Annotated in this window: 18 protein-coding genes; 4 read left to right on the top strand and 14 right to left on the bottom strand. The window is 65.0% G+C overall.

The window, feature by feature from the left end:
- Positions 1 to 24 precede the first annotated feature (24 nt).
- The 8 genes from O7A05_RS24490 to ehuR all read right to left on the bottom strand — a co-directional run bounded on the left by O7A05_RS24490 (position 25) and on the right by ehuR (position 7,585).
- Complete coding sequence (locus tag O7A05_RS24490) at positions 25 to 1,017, bottom strand: cyclodeaminase (protein WP_337095493.1); 993 nt, start codon at positions 1,015 to 1,017, stop codon at positions 25 to 27.
- Complete coding sequence (eutB, locus tag O7A05_RS24495; RefSeq protein ID WP_415927050.1) at positions 1,014 to 2,012, bottom strand: hydroxyectoine utilization dehydratase EutB; 999 nt, start codon at positions 2,010 to 2,012, stop codon at positions 1,014 to 1,016. Before eutB ends, O7A05_RS24490 begins: the two co-directional genes overlap by 4 nt.
- A gap of 5 nt (positions 2,013 to 2,017) precedes the next feature.
- Complete coding sequence (gene eutA, locus O7A05_RS24500) at positions 2,018 to 2,794, bottom strand: ectoine utilization protein EutA (RefSeq protein ID WP_337095573.1); 777 nt, start codon at positions 2,792 to 2,794, stop codon at positions 2,018 to 2,020.
- A gap of 5 nt (positions 2,795 to 2,799) precedes the next feature.
- Positions 2,800 to 3,459: an ectoine/hydroxyectoine ABC transporter permease subunit EhuD gene (gene ehuD, locus O7A05_RS24505; RefSeq protein ID WP_337095495.1), complete on the bottom strand. Its 660-nt coding sequence runs from the start codon at positions 3,457 to 3,459 to the stop codon at positions 2,800 to 2,802.
- Positions 3,459 to 4,118: an ectoine/hydroxyectoine ABC transporter permease subunit EhuC gene (ehuC, locus tag O7A05_RS24510; RefSeq protein ID WP_337095496.1), complete on the bottom strand. Its 660-nt coding sequence runs from the start codon at positions 4,116 to 4,118 to the stop codon at positions 3,459 to 3,461. The genes ehuD and ehuC overlap by 1 nt, the downstream gene beginning before the upstream one ends.
- 213 nt (positions 4,119 to 4,331) lie before the next feature.
- Complete coding sequence (gene ehuB, locus O7A05_RS24515) at positions 4,332 to 5,183, bottom strand: ectoine/hydroxyectoine ABC transporter substrate-binding protein EhuB (RefSeq protein WP_140687920.1); 852 nt, start codon at positions 5,181 to 5,183, stop codon at positions 4,332 to 4,334.
- A 94-nt stretch (positions 5,184 to 5,277) separates the two neighbouring features.
- On the bottom strand, positions 5,278 to 6,063 hold the full coding sequence (ehuA, locus tag O7A05_RS24520) for an ectoine/hydroxyectoine ABC transporter ATP-binding protein EhuA (protein WP_337095497.1): 786 nt from the start codon (positions 6,061 to 6,063) through the stop codon (positions 5,278 to 5,280).
- A 136-nt stretch (positions 6,064 to 6,199) separates the two neighbouring features.
- Positions 6,200 to 7,585: a MocR-like ectoine utilization transcription factor EhuR gene (gene ehuR / locus O7A05_RS24525; RefSeq protein ID WP_337095498.1), complete on the bottom strand. Its 1,386-nt coding sequence runs from the start codon at positions 7,583 to 7,585 to the stop codon at positions 6,200 to 6,202.
- 83 nt (positions 7,586 to 7,668) lie between these two features.
- Between ehuR and O7A05_RS24530 the strand changes: the two genes are divergently transcribed.
- From O7A05_RS24530 to O7A05_RS24545, 4 genes are all read left to right on the top strand, one after another.
- Positions 7,669 to 8,154 (top strand): Lrp/AsnC family transcriptional regulator, encoded by a 486-nt coding sequence (locus O7A05_RS24530; protein ID WP_337095499.1) that lies wholly within the window; start codon positions 7,669 to 7,671, stop codon positions 8,152 to 8,154.
- Between the two features lie 318 nt (positions 8,155 to 8,472).
- Complete coding sequence (locus tag O7A05_RS24535; RefSeq protein ID WP_337095501.1) at positions 8,473 to 9,966, top strand: NAD-dependent succinate-semialdehyde dehydrogenase; 1,494 nt, start codon at positions 8,473 to 8,475, stop codon at positions 9,964 to 9,966.
- Positions 9,967 to 10,002: 36 nt separating this feature from the next.
- A complete protein-coding gene (locus O7A05_RS24540) occupies positions 10,003 to 11,382 on the top strand; it encodes an aspartate aminotransferase family protein (RefSeq protein WP_337095502.1) in 1,380 nt (459 codons plus the stop codon).
- Between the two features lie 166 nt (positions 11,383 to 11,548).
- Positions 11,549 to 12,646 carry an alcohol dehydrogenase family protein gene (locus O7A05_RS24545; RefSeq protein WP_337095503.1) on the top strand — a complete coding sequence of 366 codons (1,098 nt, stop codon included), beginning with the start codon at positions 11,549 to 11,551 and terminating at the stop codon, positions 12,644 to 12,646.
- A 76-nt stretch (positions 12,647 to 12,722) separates the two neighbouring features.
- Here the strand turns inward: O7A05_RS24545 and O7A05_RS24550 are convergent, their stop codons facing one another.
- The 6 genes from O7A05_RS24550 to O7A05_RS24575 are packed head-to-tail and all read right to left on the bottom strand — an operon-like array spanning position 12,723 to position 18,559.
- On the bottom strand, positions 12,723 to 13,697 hold the full coding sequence (locus O7A05_RS24550) for a branched-chain amino acid ABC transporter permease (RefSeq protein WP_337095504.1): 975 nt from the start codon (positions 13,695 to 13,697) through the stop codon (positions 12,723 to 12,725).
- On the bottom strand, positions 13,694 to 14,572 hold the full coding sequence (locus O7A05_RS24555; protein ID WP_337095505.1) for a branched-chain amino acid ABC transporter permease: 879 nt from the start codon (positions 14,570 to 14,572) through the stop codon (positions 13,694 to 13,696). Before O7A05_RS24555 ends, O7A05_RS24550 begins: the two co-directional genes overlap by 4 nt.
- Before the next feature lie 3 nt (positions 14,573 to 14,575).
- Positions 14,576 to 15,286 (bottom strand): ABC transporter ATP-binding protein, encoded by a 711-nt coding sequence (locus O7A05_RS24560; protein ID WP_337095506.1) that lies wholly within the window; start codon positions 15,284 to 15,286, stop codon positions 14,576 to 14,578.
- Positions 15,279 to 16,079, bottom strand: coding sequence for an ABC transporter ATP-binding protein (locus O7A05_RS24565; RefSeq protein ID WP_337095507.1), 801 nt, complete (start codon positions 16,077 to 16,079; stop codon positions 15,279 to 15,281). The genes O7A05_RS24560 and O7A05_RS24565 overlap by 8 nt, the downstream gene beginning before the upstream one ends.
- A gap of 4 nt (positions 16,080 to 16,083) precedes the next feature.
- Positions 16,084 to 17,433 (bottom strand): ABC transporter substrate-binding protein, encoded by a 1,350-nt coding sequence (locus O7A05_RS24570; RefSeq protein WP_337095508.1) that lies wholly within the window; start codon positions 17,431 to 17,433, stop codon positions 16,084 to 16,086.
- A 25-nt stretch (positions 17,434 to 17,458) separates the two neighbouring features.
- A complete protein-coding gene (locus O7A05_RS24575; RefSeq protein WP_337095509.1) occupies positions 17,459 to 18,559 on the bottom strand; it encodes a class II histone deacetylase in 1,101 nt (366 codons plus the stop codon).
- Positions 18,560 to 18,622: the final 63 nt, after the last annotated feature.

Consider the following 18,622-nt stretch of genomic DNA (forward strand, 5'->3'; position numbering starts at 1 on the left):
GTTTGTTGGGCCTGACGGCCAGCATCAACTTTCGAAATTGAGCCCGGCATTGGCGGCGCGCGCGCGGTCGCGAGCCAAAGCGGCGATCGCGGTGTCCTGCACACCGGTGCCGGTGAGGTCGGCGATGGTGATGTCGCTGGCCGAGCGCCGTCCGGGCTTGCTGCCGGCGATGATCTGGCCGAGCTCCGTCACCTCGGCGTCGGCGGCGAAGACCGCCGCCTCGATGGCGTGATGAAGTTCGCCCAGGCGCCGCGTCTGCTTGGCGCTGTCGGCGACATAGAGATCGGCCATGCGCAGGATCGCCGGCGCGATCTCGTTCTTGTGCTCGGCATCCGAGCCCATCGCGGTGATGTGCTGGCCGGCGGTGACGAAGCCGGCCTTGATCAGCGGCTCGGTCGACGGCGTGGTGGTGACGATGATGTCGGCGCCCGCTGCCGCGTTCGCCGCATCCGGCTCGGCCCGCACCAGGATACCGAGCTTCTCGCGCAGGCGCGCGGCGGTGGCTTCAGCCTTGGCGGCGTCACGCGCCCAGATGCGCGCTTCCTCGATCGGCCTGACGAGACGCAGCGCTTCCAATTGCAGGCCGGCCTGCAGGCCGGCACCGAAGATCGCCGCCACGCTTGAGTCTTGCCGCGACAAATGCCTGGCCGCGACCGCGCCGGCGGCGGCCGTGCGGATATCGGTCAGATAGCCATTGTCGACCAGAAGCGCCTCGACCACACCGGTCCTGGCCGAAAGCAACACCATCATGCCGCCGCCGCTCGGCAGGCCGAGCGTCGGATTGTCGAAGAAGCCTGAGCTTATCTTGACGGCGAAACCGTCTATGCCCGGCACATAGGCCGACTTCACGTCGACCTCGCCGCGATGCTCGGGAATGTCAAGCCGCAGAATCGGCGGCATCGCCACCGGCAGCGTGGCCAAGGCGCGAAAAGCGTTCTCGACGCAGGCAACGGCGTCCAGATCGAGCGTCACGATCTTGCGAAGCTCCGCCTCGGTGAGAATTGTTAGGCGGCTCATGCTGCGCGCTCCGCGATTATCTCGCCGCAGACGATGCGGCGGTGCAGGCTCATGTCGATGTTCTTGCCGGAGAGGATGAGAACAGTGGGGCCGCTCACTTTGACCTTGCCGGCAAGCAGCGCGCCGATGCCGACGGCGCCGGCGCCTTCGACGATCTCGCGCTCCTCTTCATACGCATGGCGGATGCCGGCGGCGATTTCGTCCTCGGCAAGCAGGACGACGTCGTCCAGCAGGTCGCGGCACATGGCGAAGGTCAGCCGGTTGTCGAGCCCGATGCCGCCGCCGAGCGAATCCGCCAGTGTCGGCAATTCCTCGACCTGCACCGGCCGGCGGGCATCGAGGCTGGCCTTCATCGCCGCGCCCCGCGCCATCGAGATGCCGATGACCTTGGTGCCCGGGCTCATGCCTTTGACGGCCGCCGCCACGCCAGCCGCCAGCCCACCGCCCGAGAGCGGCACCAGCACGCTTGCCGCATCCGGAACCTGCTCCATGATTTCCAGCCCGAGCGTGCCCTGCCCGGCGACAATATCGGGATGGTCGAAGGGCGGCAGCATGACCAGCCCTTCATCCGCCACCAGCCTGTCGACTTCCTGCTGGGCGTCGTCCTGGCTGTTGCCGACGATGCGGATATCCGCGTCGAGGCGACGGATGGCGTCGAGCTTGTTTTCCGGCACCAGCCTCGACATGCAGATCACCGCGCGGATGCCTTCGAGCTTCGCCGCATGCGCCAGTGCGCGGCCATGATTGCCGGTCGAGGCGGCGACGACGCCGCGCAATTTTTCTTCCGCGCTCAATGCTGCGATCGCATTGGAAGCGCCGCGCAGCTTGAACGCGCCGGTGGTCTGGTGATGCTCCAGCTTGAGATAAACAGGACGGCCCGCGCGATCCGAGAGGCTTTGCGACAGCACAATGGGGGTCCGCTCGACCTTGCCGGCAATGCGTTCGCGCGCCGCGCGAATATGCTGAAGCTCAACAGTCGTTTCGATCACGGGCATTTCGCTCACTGGGCCAGCGGCTTCGTCCACAGCCGGCCGAACTCGGGCCGGGGCGTCTCGTCACCGCAGAGCCGCAGGCAGTTCCAGGCGCTGGCTTGGTTGCTGGTGACGACCGGACGCCCGATCGCCTTTTCCATGCCTGGAACCGCGAGCGCGGCGCGCAGCGCGGTGCATGAGACGAACAGCGCATCGGCCTGCGGATGGGTGATCTTGCGCGCCAGCTCGACCAGGGACGCCGGCGTGATGCGCGCCATCTCGCGGTCGTCCTCGAAACCGAGGCAGGAGAAGCTCTGGATATCGAAGCCATGCGCCGCGAAATAGGTGGCCATCGGCCGGCTGGTCTCAACGGTGTAAGGAGTCAGGATGCTGATACGCTTCACCCCGAAAGCGTTCAGGCCGCGCACGCCGGCCATCGGTGGGGTGACGACGGGCACGCCGGGCTTGGCTGCATGGATCGCCTGCTCGATCTCGGCGTCGCCGATCACCACCGACGCCGAGGTGCACGAGTAGCATATCGCATCGAGCGGCTCGTCCGGCAGGATGAGCGCCGCGCCCGCCGAAAGCGACGGCTGCATCTTGCGCAAATTTTCCGGTGTCGTCGGGTTGGCATAGGGGATGCGCGCGACATAGACGCCGATCCGCTCGCTCGCCACCATGCGGCGGAAGTCCACTTCGCTGGTGTGGTCGGTCGCAAGTGCAATCAGGCCGACACGCTTTTCCAGCGGACGCGAGTCTAACGTAGGACGCGCCGTTTCGAGGCGGATCTCGGGCAATGCTTTCATGACTTTCATCTTTCGATCCTGCCGTAGCGATGCTCCAGCCAGCGCAACAGCACGACGGAGCAGAGGCTGATGACGAGGAAGAAGGCGCCGACCAGCGTCATCGGCTCGATGTAGCGGTAGTAGGTGTTGGCGACGCTCTTGGCCTGGTTCATCAGTTCCAGCACGGTGATCGCCGACAGCAGCGGCGTCTCCTTGAACATAGCGATGAAATAGTTGGCCAGAGCCGGGATCATCGGCGGGATCGCCTGGGGCAGGATGATATGCGTCCAGGTATGGCGGCCGCTCAGATTGCAGGCCTTGGCAGCTTCCCACTGGCCGCGCGGCACATTGTCGATGCCGGCGCGATAGACTTCGGCCGTGTAGGTGCCGTAATGCAGGCCAAGCCCGATGACGCCCGCCACCAGCGGCGGCAGCAGGATGCCGATATCGGGCAGCACGTAGAAGATGAAATAGAGCTGCACCAGCAGCGGCGTGCCGCGGATGAACTCGGCGAACCAGCCGACACTGCGCGCGACCATCCGGTTCTCCGAGCGCCGCGCCAGCGCGATCCCAAGCCCCACGATCGCCGCAAGGATCGAGCCGAGCACCGTCGCCAGTATGGTGATCTTCACCCCCTGGATCAGGGTCGGCATGATCTCCCAGACGAAGTTCCAATCCCATTGCATCAGACACGCACTCCGTCGAGGCCGCGCGCCATGCGGCGCTCCAGCGTGCGAATGCCCCAGGAGATGATCAGCGCCAGCGCGAAATAGATAACGAGAACGGAGAGGAAGGGCATCAGCGTGCTGCCGGTCTGCGAGCGCACCACCTGCGCCTGGAAGGTCAGGTCGGCGAGCGAGATAAGCGAGACGACCGAGGTTGCCTTGAGCAGCTCGATCGCGTTGTTGCCGAACGTCGGCAGCATCACCAGCAGCGCCTGCGGCAGGATCACATGGCGCATGCCTTGCCAGCGGCCGAGATTGAGCGCCGTGCAGGCCTCGTATTGCTCGCGGCCGACCGACAGGATGGCGCCGCGCACGACTTCCGCCGCATAGGCGCCCACATTCAAGCCCAGCGCCAGAACGCCGGCCTGCAGCGGCGTGAGCGACAGGCCGGCGAAGGGCAGCACGAAATAGGCCCAGAACAGCTGCACGAAAATCGAGGTGCCGCGGAAGAATTCGATGTAGGTCGTCGCCAACGCGCGGATGATGAAGAAGCGCGACACGCGCCCGATGCCGGCAAGGAAGGCCATGATCAGCGCAAGCACCGACCCCATCAGCGTCAGCTCGATGGTGACAAGCGCTCCCTGCAATATCAGGCCGAGATAGCCGGACCACTGGGTCATGAAACTAGAAGTTTCCCAACATTTGATGTGCTTGGCCATCTGCCTCGCTCGGAGAGGCAGAGATGCCGGTTTACCCTCCGTAGCTGCAGCGCAGCTGCTGCGTAGGATGGGCAGGCAGATGAGGGGCGGAGCCAGCCTTGCAGAACTTGGCGCCGCTCCTCATCCGGCTCTTCGAGCCACCTTCTCCCCGCAAGCGGGGAGAAGGCAAAGGAGCTACTTCGCCGCGCAGAGCTTCTCGCGCGTCGTCGACATCGCCGCCTTGGCGGAGAAGCCGTAGGGCTCGATGATTTTGGCGAACTCGCCGGATTTCTTCATCTTGGCGAGCTCGACGTCATAGGCATCGCGCAGCGCCTCGTCGCCTTTCTTGAAGGCAGCGCCATCGCAATAGACCGGCGCGCCCTGCACCGGCGCGATCACTTCGAGGTTCGGATCGTTGGCCTTCTTCATCAGGTCGTTGATCGACAGGACAGGGAGCGAATAAGCGTCGATACGGCCGTCCTGCACCATCTTCAGGCCGCTCTGGCCATCCGGCACGACGATGACGCGATCGCGCGGCACGCCGGCATTGAGCGCCAGCTTCTCCTCGGTGCCGCCGCCGGGCGCGCCGACCGTGGCGGAGCTGTCCTTGGCGATGTCCTCATAGCTCTTGAAGCCCTTCGGATTGCCCTTCTTCACCAGCATCGCTTCGGCATCGCAAAGCACCGGCTCGGAATAGGCGACTGCCGCGCAGCGCTCCGGCTTCATGAACAAGCCCGCGGTGACGACGTCGAAGCGGCCGGCCTGCAGGCCGGGGATCATCGCACCGTATTCGGAGATGGAAGCGACGATGTCATTGACGCCGAGACGCTTGAAGATCTCGCGCGCCACGTCGGGCGCCGCGCCCGACACCTTGCCGTCGGCCGCGACCGCCGTATAGGGCGGCTCGTTGGCGATGGCGACGCGGGCGAAGCCCTGCTGCTTGAGCTGCTCCAGCTTGGCGTCATCCGCCGACCGCGCGCCGGGGGCGAGCAACATCGCGGTGATCGCGAGGCCGGCGACGCCAGCCAGAATGCCAAGTTTCTTCATCGTTCCCAACTCCTTGTTTGTCTTCTTGGTTTGCCTGGTTCGGGACGGCTTTTGGCCGCCCGTGGACGGCTTGCGCCGCCCTTCTGCATTGCGGTCAGACGCGATGTCCGGCTGCGATGATCTTCTTCAGGAAGCTCTGCGTTCTTTCCTGTTTGGGATGGCGGAAAATCTCATCGGGCTTGCCTTCCTCGACGATCCGTCCGCGGTCGAAGAACAGCACGCGGTCGGCGAAGTCGTGTGCAAAGCCCATCTCGTGGGTGACCAGAAGCATCGTCATGTCGGTCTCGGCAGCGAGCTTGCGCATGACGTTGAGCACTTCCTCGACGAGCTCGGGATCGAGCGCCGAGGTGACCTCGTCGAACAGCATGATCTTGGGCGACAGCGCCAGCGCCCTTGCGATCGCCACGCGCTGCTTCTGGCCGCCGGAGAGCTGCGCCGGCATCGCCTTCGCCTTGTCCGCAAGTCCGACCATGTCGAGCAGTTCCATCGCCCGCTTCTCGGCGGCGGCGCGCGCGACGCCCTTGGTCAGCATCGGCGCCAGCGTCACATTGTCCATGACGCATTTGTGCGGGAAGAGATTGAACAGCTGGAAGACCATGCCGATCTTCTGGCGCATCCTGGCCAGATGCCGCTCGTCGGCCGGCAGCAACTGGCCATTGCGCTCCACGTGATAGAGCTGCTCGCCGTCGACCTGGATATGGCCGCCGTCGATCTTCTCCAGCGTCATCAGGATGCGCAGGATCGTCGTCTTGCCTGAGCCGGACGGACCGATCAGCGCCAGCTTCTCGCCTGGCATGACCTGCATCGACAGGCCGTCCAGCACCTTAAAGGAGCCGAAGCTCTTCGAAATCGCATCAACCTTGATGATGGGCGCGGGCAATCCATGTCCCCGTTCTGGAGAAGCCTATGCCCTTAACGATGCGAAACGTGCTAAATCATGTCAATTGGGAAAATAATATCATGACAATATTTCCGGCGCGGCATAATTTCAGGGCAATCTGCGCTCCACTTGGGCATCAGATGGCGAGCAGGAGATGCTCCGGATCGCCGAGCAACAGCTTGGCGACAACGCTCAAGCCGGCGCGCAGTTCCCCCTCGGTGGTCGATCCGAGCGAGATGCGCACGGCCGGGCGCCAGGGCGTGTCGGCGATGCGGAACGAGGTGCCCGGCGCGATCGCTACCCCGCGCAGGCGCGCTTGCGCGACAAAGCTCTCCTCGGCGCGGTCTCCCGGCAGCTCGAGCCACAGATGCAGCCCGTCGCGGTGGACACGGTAATCGACGCCGGCCAGCATTTCGGCGGCGATCTCCTGCCGGCGTCTCAGCGCGCCGCGTTGCCAGTTGACCAGTTCCATCGCGGTGCCGTCGGTCACCCAGCGCGTGGCGATTTCCGCCACCATCGGCGTCGCCATCCAGTTCGAGACGAGGTGGCGGTTGGCGACGGCGGCGACATAGCGGTCCGGCACCGCGAGATAGCCGATGCGCAGGCCGGGCACGGTGATCTTGGTGAAGGAGGTGACGTAGAGCGTCCGCTCCGGCGCGAAGGCGGCGACGGCCGGCGGCCGGCCTTCGACCAGCGGCCCGAGCACGTCGTTCTCGATGATGGCGATATCGTGCTTGCGCGCGACCGCCGCGATCTGCTCGCGCCTTGTGGCGTCCATCAACGTCGCCGTCGGGTTGATCACCGACGGCTGGACGAAGACGGCGCGGATGTCCGAGAGACGGCAGGCCTCATCGAGCGCTTCGGGGATAAGCCCGTTGCCGTCGATCGGCAGGCCTTCGAGGTTGAAGCCGAGATAGCGGGCGAGCGGGATGAGCGTGTGGTGGCCGATCGCCTCGGTAGCGACGGTCGAGCCGGGCGGCGCGACGCTCATCAGCGCCACCGTCATGCCGGCGGTGGCGCCGTTGGTCAGGCTGATATTCTGCGGCGACGCCTCCAGCCCGCAGAGCTTCAGCCATTCGACCGCGACCGCGCGGTGGCGCGGGAAAACCATGTTCGGCCGGAACGATAGCGCCGAGCTCGACGGCAGGTTCTCGGCCAGCCACCCCAGCGCCTGCTTCAATTTTTCCAGATGCATCGGCTCGCAGACCGGCTTCAGGATGGAAAGGTCGATGACCTCGCCCAGCCGCTCCGGGATGTAGGGTGGCTCCGGCTCGCGGCGCTGCGTTTGCACGAAACTGCCGCGGCCGACCTCGCCGGAGATCAGCCCTCGGCGGATCAATTCCTCATAGGCGCGGCTGACGGTCTGCACCGAAAGCTTCAGATCGTCTGCCAGCCGGCGGTGCGTCGGCAGCCGCGTGCCGTTGGCCAGACGCCCGTCATGGATGGCGCGCGCGAACTGGTCGGCCAGCGAGAGATAGGCCGGCCGGCGGATGAGAGCAGGATCTGGCTGCCATAATGTCATGACTTATTAGAGATCGAAATCAGTGCAATTGACAATCGAAATAATGCACCGTCATGGTGTCCGCAACGAAAGGCGGATCCCGCATGGCGGCAGCGAAACTCGACCCGATCGACCTCAGGATTCTCGACGCCATCCAGCGCGACGGGCGCATCACCAAGCTCGCGCTGGCCGAGAAGGTCGGCCTGTCGCCGACGCCGTGCTGGATGCGGCTGCGCAAGCTGGAGAAAGCCGGCATCGTCTCCGGCTATCACGCCGCGATCGCCATGCGCGTTATCGCGCCTGTGGCGACGGTGCTGATGGAGGTGACCCTGGCCAACCACCGCCAGGCTGACTTCGACCGTTTCGAGCGGGTGGTGCGGGACGTCCCGGAGATCGTTGCCTGCTGGTCGGTGGGCGGCGGCGTCGACTACGTGCTGAAAGTGATGGCGCGCGACATCGACGCCTATCAGCGGCTGGTCGACGGCTTGCTTGAGCGCGAGATCGGCATCGACCGCTACTTCACCTACATCGTCACCAAGACGGTCAAGGATGAGACCGTGCTGCCGGTGGCCGATCTGCTGCCGGAATAAGGGTGATGTCTCGGCGAAGGCCCCCTCATCCGGCCGCTTCGCGGCCACCTTCTCCCCGAGGGGAGAAGAGATTTGGCGCCGGCGCTCGCTTCCTCCTCTCCCCTAGGGGAGAGGTCGGATTGCCCCGAATTGCTCTTCGCAATTCGGTTGGTAATCCGGGTGAGGGGGAACTTTGCCTCAGCCGTCGAGCTAGAGAGATCGTCTGCTTCCGCACGCCAATAGAGACCATCTCTCTCTGTCAGCTTGTCGAAACAGCCCCTTTGTCTCGATCGCGCGACTAGTCTCTCCATATCGCCTCGGCACCGGGAGACCCGACTGATGTCCGCGCATTTTGCCCGTACCAACCACCATGAAGCGCTCGACCGCCTCGCCGATCGCCGGCTGCTGCGCGCGCTCGCCTATATCGATGGCCATTGGACGGCGAGCGAAGCGGCGGCAAGTTTTGAGGTTACCGATCCGGCGACCGGCGCTATCGTCGCCTTCGTAGCCGCGCTCGATGCCGCCCAGACGACAAAGGCGATCAATGCCGCGTCACGCGCATTTCCCGCCTGGCGCTCGGCGCTGCCGCAGGAGCGCTCGAAAATCCTGCGAAAATGGTTCGATCTGGTCATCGCCGCCAAGGACGATCTGGCGCTGCTGATGACGCTCGAGCAGGGCAAGCCGTTGAAGGAATCGCTTGGCGAGATCGACTACGCCGCGTCCTTCGTCGAGTGGTATGCCGAGGAAGCGAAACGCCTCAACGCCGAAAGCGTCACCAGCCATCTGCCGAATGCCGAGATGTCGGTGCGCCGCGAGCCGCTCGGCGTGATCGGCGTCGTCACGCCCTGGAATTTTCCGTCGGCCATGCTCACCCGCAAAGCGGCGGCAGCTTTGGCTGCGGGCTGCACGGTGGTGGCGCATCCGTCCTCGGAAACGCCGCTGTCGGCCTTGGCGCTGGCGGAGCTTGGCGAGCGCGCCGGGCTGCCGGCCGGCGTCTTCAACGTCGTCACCGGGGATGCGCGCACCATCGTTGGCGCGATGTGCGCCGATGCGCGGGTTCGCGCCATGAGCTTCACCGGCTCGACCGAAGTCGGCCGGCTGATCGCCGCGCAAAGTGCTGCGACGATGAAGCGGCTGGTGATGGAGCTCGGTGGCCATGCGCCGCTGATCGTCTTCGACGACGCCGACATCGACAAGGCGGTGACGATCGCGCTCGATGCCAAATTCGCCACCTCCGGGCAGGATTGCCTCGCCGCCAACCGCATCTACGTTCAGCGGCCGATCTATGATCGCTTCTGCGCCGCTTTCGCCCGCCGCATCGATCAGCTCCGCACCGGCAATGGTCTATCCGCAGACGCAGATATCGGGCCGCTGATGCATGAGCGCGCGGTCAAGAAGGTCGAGGAGCAAGTCGCCGATGCGCTCACCCACGGCGCGCGCTGCCTGACCGGGGGCAAGCGTCATGCGGCCGGTCCGTTGTTTTACCAGCCGACGCTGCTCGTCGATGTGCCGGACGCGGCTTTGATCATGCGCGAAGAGACCTTCGGCCCTGTCGCGGCTGTGACGCCGTTCGACGACGAGGCGGAAGTCGTCGCCCGCGCCAATGCCACGGAATACGGCCTGGTCGCCTATGTCGTCACCGAAAACGGCGCGCGCCAGAAGCGCATGGGCCGCGCCCTGGAATACGGCATGGTCGCGATCAACCGGGTCAAGATCACCGGCGCGCCGATCCCCTTCGGCGGCGTCAAGCAATCCGGTATCGGCCGCGAGGGCTCGCGCCACGGCCTCGAAGCCTTCACCGATCTGAAATACCTTTGCCTGGACGTTGCCTGAGCGCGCGCCGGCAGGATCCGAACAAGGAGTAAAAAAATGCTCGAACAATCCAACGAACTCGCGGCTTGGGATCGCGACCACTTCTTCCATCCGTCGACGCATATGGGCACGCATGCGCGTGGTGAATCGCCGGCTCGCATCATGGCCGGCGGCGAAGGCGTCACCATCTGGGACAACACCGGCAAGAAGAGCATCGATGCCTTCGCCGGCCTCTATTGCGTCAATGTCGGTTATGGCCGGCAGAAGATCGCCGATGCCATCGCCGAGCAGGCCAAGAACCTCGCCTACTACCACGCCTATGTCGGGCATGGCACGGAAGCCTCGATCACTTTGGCCAAGATGATCATCGACCGCGCGCCAAAGGGCATGAGCCGAGTCTATTTTGGCCTCTCCGGTTCCGATGCCAATGAGACCAACATCAAGCTGATCTGGTACTACAACAACGTCCTCGGTCGGTCGGAGAAGAAGAAGATCATCTCGCGCTGGCGCGGCTATCACGGCTCGGGCGTGATGACCGGGTCGCTGACCGGGCTCGATCTGTTCCACAACGCCTTCGACCTGCCGCGCGCGCCGATCCTGCACACCGAAGCGCCCTACTACTTCCGCCGTGCCGACCGCTCGATGAGCGAGGAGCAGTTCTCGCAATATTGCGCCGACAAGCTGGAAGAGATGATCCTTGCCGAGGGCCCCGACACGGTCGCGGCCTTCATCGGCGAGCCGATCCTCGGCACTGGCGGCATCGTGCCGCCGCCGGCCGGTTACTGGCAGAAGATCCAGGCTGTGCTGAACAAATACGACGTGCTGCTCGTCGCCGACGAGGTGGTGACCGGCTTTGGTCGTCTCGGCACGATGTTCGGCTCCGACCATTACGGCATCAAGCCGGACCTTATCACCATCGCCAAGGGCCTGACCTCGGCCTATGCGCCGCTTTCCGGCGTTATCGTCTCCGACAAGGTCTGGCAGGTGCTGGTCAAGGGTTCCGACAAGCTTGGCTCGCTCGGCCATGGCTGGACCTATTCGGCCCACCCGATCTGCGTTGCCGCGGGTGTGGCCAATCTCGAACTGATCGACGAGATGGACCTGGTGCGGAACGCCGGCGAGACCGGCGCTTACTTCCGCGCCGAGCTTGCCAAGGCCGTTGGCGGCCACCGGAATGTCGGCGAGGTGCGCGGCGACGGCATGTTGGCCGCGGTCGAGTTCGTCAAAGATCGCGATGATCGCGTCTTCTTCGATCCGGCGCTTAAAGTGGGGCCGCAGATCGCCATGGCGCTGGCCGCCAGCGGCGTCATCGGCCGCGCCATGCCGCAGGGCGACATCCTCGGTTTCGCGCCACCGCTCTGCCTGACGCGCGAGGAAGCCGACATCGTCGTCGCCAAGACCGCCGACGCGGTGAACGGCGTGCTCTCAGCTCTCTGATTTTTGGTCGTTGGCGCTGCCCCTCATTCGCCTGCCGGCACCTTCTCCCCGTAAAGGGCGGGGAGAAGGGACAAGCTCCGGCGTTGGCGACCCCTCTCCCCCGTCTTCACGGGGAGAGGGTAAGGGTGAGGGGCAGCGCCAACCTGCACGTTTGGAAGTAACATCTATGAAGTCCTATCCCACCGTTCCCGCCAGGATGGCCGCCGTGCAGCTCATCGGCCATGGCGGCCTTGAGAAGCTCGTCTACCGCACAGATGTGAAAGTACCCGCGCCGGCCGCCGGCGAGGTGCTGGTCAAGGTCAGCGCCTGCGGCATGAACAACACCGATGTCTGGGTGCGCCAGGGCGCCTATGGCACGGAGGAAGATGCCGGGGCGGTATCGACCTGGCGCCGGCAGGGCAACACGCTCACCTTCCCGCGCATCCAGGGCACCGACACGGTGGGCACGATCGTCGCCGTCGGCGACGGCGTGTCCTCCGATCGCATCGGCGAGCGCGTCATGGTCGACTTCTCGATCTACAACCGCGACGACGATTCGCTGGCCGACATCGACTATATGGGCCACGGCCGCGACGGCGGTTATGCCGAATACCAGGCGCTGCCGGCCGAGAACGCGCATGTCGTCGACACCGACCTGAGCGATGTCGAGCTCGCCACCTTCTGCTGCGCCTATCTGACCGGCGAGCAGATGCTGGAACGCGCGGGCTTGAAAGCCGGCGAGCGTGTGCTGGTCACTGGCGCCTCCGGCGGTGTCGGCTCCGGCATCGTGCAACTGGCAAGGGCGCGGGGCGCCATCCCCTATGCCGTCGTCGGCAAAGGCAAGGAACAGGCCGTGCTCGACATCGGCGCCGAGAAGGTGATCACGCGCGGCGTGGCCGACCTGCTCACCGCCGTCAACGAAGCGACGAATGGCCAGCCCATCGATGTGGTGGCCGACCTCGTCGGCGGCGCCATCTTCAACGACCTCCTACGCATCCTTCGGCCCGAAGGCCGCTACACCACGGCGGGCGCCATTGCCGGGCCGATCGTGCAGTTGGACCTCCGCACCATGTATCTGAAGCAGCTTCAGCTACACGGCTCAAGCCAAGGCACGCGGGCGGATTTCCGCCGCATCGTACGCTACATCGAGGAAAAAAAGATCAGGCCGCTGGTCGGCGGCGTCTACAAATTGTCGGACTTCCACCGCGCACAGACCGACTTCATGGGCAAGGACATCGTCGGCAAGCTGGTGGTGGTGCCGGACGCAATGTGGAACAGCGCCTGAGGCGGGAAAGAGGCCGGCGCGGTCAGCGGCCGGGGACACTTTATTCGGCTTCAGGCGGCGCCGCCGCGACCTTTCGTCAATTGCGGCCAGCTCGGCTCCTTTGCAGCCAGCCGTTCAGCCCGTTCGGCCATGCGATTACGAAGACCGCAAGCAGCAGCCCAAGGCCGATGTTGCGGTAATCGGACAATTCCCGCATGCCTTCGTCGGCCAACATCAGCACGGCGGCGCCGAGCAGGGGGCCCCATATCGAGCCGAGGCCGCCGACAACGATCATGGCAATCAGGAACAGCAGCGTCGAGAAGGAAAAGACCGTCGGGCCGACGACGCGGAAATGCACCGCGTAGAAGCCGCCGGCGATGCCGGTGAAGAAGGCGGAGACCGCGAAGATCCAGAGCTGATATTTGAAACGGCTGATGCCGCGCGACATGGCATAGCCCGGATTGTCGCGCAGGGCCCGGAAGGCCAGGCCCAGCGGTCCCCTGATGACGACGATCGAGATCGTCACCGCGACAGCCAGCAGCGCCAGCCCGACATAATAGTGGGCGATGTACCATTTCGACGGGAACAGCGCGCGCAGGCCGATGTCGCCGAACTGGCCGATGCCGCGTACGCCGCCGAACAGCGGCATGCAGCCGCCGGTGGTGGTGAAGCAGTCGGTGTCGTTGACGATGAGCACATACATGACCTGCGCGATCGCCAACGTCAGCAGCGCCACGTAGGGGCCGCGCAGGCGCAGGCACGCGAGGCCGATCAGCATGCCGACCGCGACGGTGACCACGCCGGCCATCGGGATGGCGGCAAGCATGGGCACCTTCCAGTAGAAACCCAGCATCGCGGCGGCATAGGCGCCGGTGGCAAACAGCGCCATCTGCGCCAGGGAGAAGATGCCGCCTATGCCGAGCACGAGGTTCCACTGCACCACCACGATCGCCCAGATGAAGAACAGCGTCGACTGGGTGATGACGTAGCGCCCGGGCATGGCGACCGGCAGCGCGATGGCGACAGCCAGGCAAACGAGGCCGATCAAGACATCGCGGCGGATGGATGTCATAGGCGCACCACCTGCTGTTTGCCGAACAGGCCGTAGGGCCGCCAGATGAGCACGAGGATGACCAGAAGCAGCAAGGTGGCGAAGCTCCAGCGCACCCCGAGCACATATTGGGTGGCGGCCTCGAGCAGGCCGAGCGCGATTGCCGCGATCACGGCGCCGTAGACATTGCCGAGCCCCGCGACCACGCAGACGATGAAGGCTTTCAGCATCGGGTCGCCGCCCATCACCGGCGTCAGCGTGGCGATCGAACTGATCATGATGCCGGAAACGGCGGCCAGCGCGCCGGAGAGCGCCAGCACCTCCGCGTAGACCCGGCCGACCCTGACGCCCATAAGCTGCGCCGCCTCGCGGTTCATCGAGGTGGCGCGGATGGCGCGGCCGGCGCTGGTGCGCTGCAGGAGGATGGCGACCCCCGCCATCAGCACGATGGCAACCCCAAGGATGAAGACGTTCTGCAGCGGAATGTGCACATTGCCGATGACCACCTGGCCGCCGACCGCGAGCGGCTGCGGGATCGGATAAGGTCCAAAACCCTTCAGCATCAAATTCTCGATGACGCTGCCGATGCCGATCGTGGCGATGAAGATGTTGGTCTCGAAATTCTCGGCCCTGAGCAGCGGCAGGGCCGCGCTGAAATAGATCAGCAGCCCGACCAGCGCGCAGACGAATGCTGCGGCGAGAAGCGCCAGCGCAGGATTGAGGCCGGCGTGGACGATCACCGCGTAGCAGATATAGCCGCCCAGCGTCAGGATGGCGCCGTGCGCCATGTTGAGCATGTTGAGCGAGCCGTAGACCAGCGAGAGGCCGATGGTGGCGACCGCGTACATGGCGCCGAGCGTCAGGCCGGAAGCGACGATCTGGATCAGGACGTCCATCGCTCACACTCCGAGATAGGTTTCGACGATTTCCGGGCGCGCCATCAGTTCCGCGCCCAGACCCGACCAGGCGATGCGGCCATTGTCGAGCAGGTGGATCATGTCGGCATGCTCGGCGATCCGCTCGGCATTCTCCTCGACCAGAAGGATGGTGCGGCCTTCGCGCCTGAGGTTGAAGATGACCTCATAGATCTGCTCGATGACGATCGGCGCTAGTCCCAGCGAGGGCTCGTCGAGCATCAGCACCTCGCCGCCCGCCATCAGGCCGCGGCCGATGCCGCACATGCGGCGTTCGCCGCCCGAAAGCGTGCCGGCGGTCTGGTTGCGGCGTTCCTTGAGCTTGGGCAGAAGCGCAAAAACGAAGTCGAGCCGCTCGGCCAATCCGCCGCTGTTGGCATAGGCGCCCATCAAAAGGTTCTCGTGCACGGTCATCGCCGGAAAGAGCAGATCGCCCTGCGGAACCTGTATGACGCCGCGTTCGACGATCTGGTCGGGGCGCAGGCGGTCGATGCGCGAGCCGTCGAGGCGGATCTCGCCCGACGTCACCAGGACAAGCCCGGAAATCGCCTTGAGCAGGGTGCTCTTGCCGTGGCCATTGGGGCCGACAATGGCGGTGAGTTCGCCCTTCCTTGCCGACAATTTGATGGCGTCGAGCACCATGCGGCCGGCATAGCCGGCGCTGGCGTCGATGATCTCAAGCGCCGCTTCAGCCATGCGCGTTTTCCATGAAGGAGCGCAGCCGCTCGGAGGCGCCCTGGCCGAGATAGACGTCGACGACGGTGCGGTCGTCGAGGAGCTTTGTCGGAAGGCCTTCGAAGATCTTTTCGCCGTGATGCATGATCATGATGCGGTCGGAGAGGCGCACCAGGAAGCGCATCACATGCTCGATGAGGATGATGGTGACGCCCGCCGCCTTGATGGCGCGCACGGCTTCCATGACACGGTCGACCTCGCGTGCGGTGAGGCCGCCGACGGGTTCGTCCATCAGAAGCAGTTTCGGCTTCGTCGCCATGGCGCTCGCCATCATCAAGAGCTTGCGGTCGAGCACCGGCAGCTTGCCGGTGACCTTGTCGGCGCGGTCTGCGATGCCGAGCATTTCAAGCGCGGCATCGGCCGCTTCATGCGCGGCGCGGCCGGCGCGCAGCGTCGGCACGGCCCGGTTGCTCCGGCCGAAATAAGCGCCGACCAGCACGTTCTCGCGCGCGGTCATGCTGTCGAAGCCGGCGTTGAGCTGGAAGGTGCGGGCAATGCCGGCATGGCAGATCTGCTCGGGCGCATGCCCGGTGATGTCCTGGTCGTCGAGCACGATCGTGCCTTTGGTGGCCGGGTTGAGGCCCGAAATCACCTCGAACAGCGTCGTCTTGCCGGCGCCGTTCGGCCCACCGATGCCGAGGATCTCTCCGGCTCCGACATCGAAGGACAGATCGCGGACCGCCGCGAGCGCGCCGAATGATTTTCCGACATGCCTGCACGACAGCAATGGCGTCGCGGCGGCGTCTCCTGTCATCCGGCTAGGCCTTGATCCATGCCGGCATCATGAACTTGGTCGTGCCGTATGGCGCCGGCGCGATCAGGCCGGGCCCCTTGGTGTAGTCCTGGATCTGCAGGAATTGATGCGGCATGCCGAGCGATGAATCGTTGACCTGGGTCGGATAGGTGTAGGCGGCGTTCTCGAGCGGCATGAAGCGGGTCGTGCCGGTCACGCCGCGCCATATCATTGCGCTCATCCGGGCCGCAACCTTGCGGTTCTGGTCCTTGTTGCCGGGTTCGCCCGTGCCGCCGGCAAGCGCCGCCGCGGTCGCCCAGACATAGGCGCCGTCATAGGGCTGCGCGCCGGAATTGTGGCCGGCGTTCGGGCCGAACTTCGCCTTGTAGCGCTTCTCGAAGGCGGTGCCGATCTCGTCCTGCAGCGCGCCGACCACGGTTGCGTAGATAATGCCGTTGGCCGCCTGCTTGGCGATGTCGCGGAAGGCCGGGATCGATGGGCCATATTGCATGTAGACCAGGCTCGGCGTCGGATTCGAGGCGAATTGCAGCGCAAACTGCCCGAGATCGGCGGGCAGGAAGTGGGTGATGCAGATCACCGCCGGCGGATCCTGGCGGATCTTGGCCAGCGTCGGTCCCCATTCGGAAGCGGGCACGCTGACGGTCTCGAACAGGCTGATGTCCCAGCCAAAGCTCTTGGCCTGTTCCTTGACGGCGTTGGCGATGTTGGAGGCATAGACGCCGGCCGACAGGATCACCGCCATCTTGTTGTTCTTGCGCTTCCACTCGCCGTTTTCCTCCAATTGCTGCAGGAACTTCAGGAAGCCGGGGCCATACCAATATTCGGCGGGATCGCCCTGGAAGGAGCCCCAGTAGCGGTCCGGATTGGACTTCACCAGGTTGTTGTGGCCGATCGTGGTGTCGTAATGGATGTAGATGATGCCGTTGTCGGCGGCGACCTCCTGGATCGCGGCGCCCGAGCCGATATTGTAGCCGTTGAGGATGGCGTGCACGCCGTGCCGGTCGACGAGGCGCTGCGCCGCCTGCACGTTGGTGGCGTCGCCCATCTGCGCGGTGTCCTCGAAGGACGGTTCCAGCGGCCGGCCCAGTATGCCGCCGAGCGCGTTGATCTCCTCGCAGGCGAGCGTCAGACCGTTCTTGAATTCGATGCCGTCGGGCGCGGCGAAGTCGGTTGTCGGGCCGCACTGGCCGACCGGGATCGGATCGCCTTCGGCGCGCGCCTCGTTGTTCATCGCAAAGAGCATGGCCGGCATGCCGGTCAGTGTAGCGGCGGTCGCAAGTCCGCCCTTGATCAGGAAGTTGCGGCGGGAGCCGGCAATCACATTCGGCGTGGTGAGTTTCGAACTGCGCTTCATCTCGATTCCCCTTGTAGGTTTTTTGTCAGTTTATGTTTTTGACCAGTTCGGCCGCCTGATCGATGATCGCCGTCTGATGCGGCTGCGCCGACATCCCACCCCATTGTCCCATCAGCTGGTCCCACGGGTCCTCGACGCCCGTGCGGTGCCCGCAAAGCTCCTCGATCACGGCAAGGCCGCAATAGGGCACGTACATTTCGGAGTAGCCGCCCTCATGCGTCATCAACAGGCGCCCGCCGCACAGCTCGCGCGCCGCATCGAGCAGCATGCGCGCCAGCCTGCGGTAGCCGCTGGAATTCATCAGCATGCGCCCCATCGGATCGACGCCGGAAGCGTCGAAGCCCGAAGGCACCACGATCAGCTCCGGCTTGAAGCGCGTCAGCGCCGGGATCACCACGCGCTCGAACGCCGCGGCGTAGGCGCCGGGACCGGACCCCGGGGGCAGCGGGACGTTGATGTTGAAGCCCTTGCCCTTGCCCTCGCCATTCTCGGCGATCGCGCCGGAATTGGCCGGGAACAGATTGTCCTGATGCAGCGAGATCGAAAGCACGCTCGGATCGTCATAGAAGATCGCCTGCGTGCCGTTGCCGTGATGCACGTCCCAGTCGACGGTCGCGATGCGGGTGAGGCCGTGCAATTGTTGCGCATGCCGGATGGCGATGGCCGCATTGGAGAACAGGCAGAAGCCCATGCCGACATCGGCGGTGGCGTGATGGCCGGGCGGGCGGATCAGCGCATAGGCGTTGTCCACCTGGCCGGTGATGACGGCTTCGATGGCCTTGATGGCGCCGCCGGCCGCCAGGAGAGCGATCTCATAGCTGCCGGCGCCTAGCGGCGTCAGCGAGCTGGCATCGCCATAGCCGCGGTCGCTGATCTCCCTGATCTTGGCGATATGCGCCGGCGTGTGGACCCGCGACAGCTCCTCGACGGTGGCGCGCCGCGGCTTGATGGCAACCAGATGGTCGAGGATGCCGCTCACTTCCAGAAGATTGCGCAGGCGACGCTTGGTCTCGGGATTTTCGGCATGGGTGCCGGGCTGAACCGTCAGGCTCGGCGGAAAGACCTGGGCCCAATTCCAGGTGTTGTGCCAAAGATAAAGTTCGTGGAAAACGAAACCAGTCGCCATGCGGCTCCCACCCAGCATATTTCGGCCGGATGATGGCCCGCTGCGTGAGCGCTGTCCCGACAC

Source organism: Mesorhizobium argentiipisi (SeqCode) (assembly GCF_037179585.1).
Classification (GTDB): domain Bacteria; phylum Pseudomonadota; class Alphaproteobacteria; order Rhizobiales; family Rhizobiaceae; genus Mesorhizobium; species Mesorhizobium argentiipisi.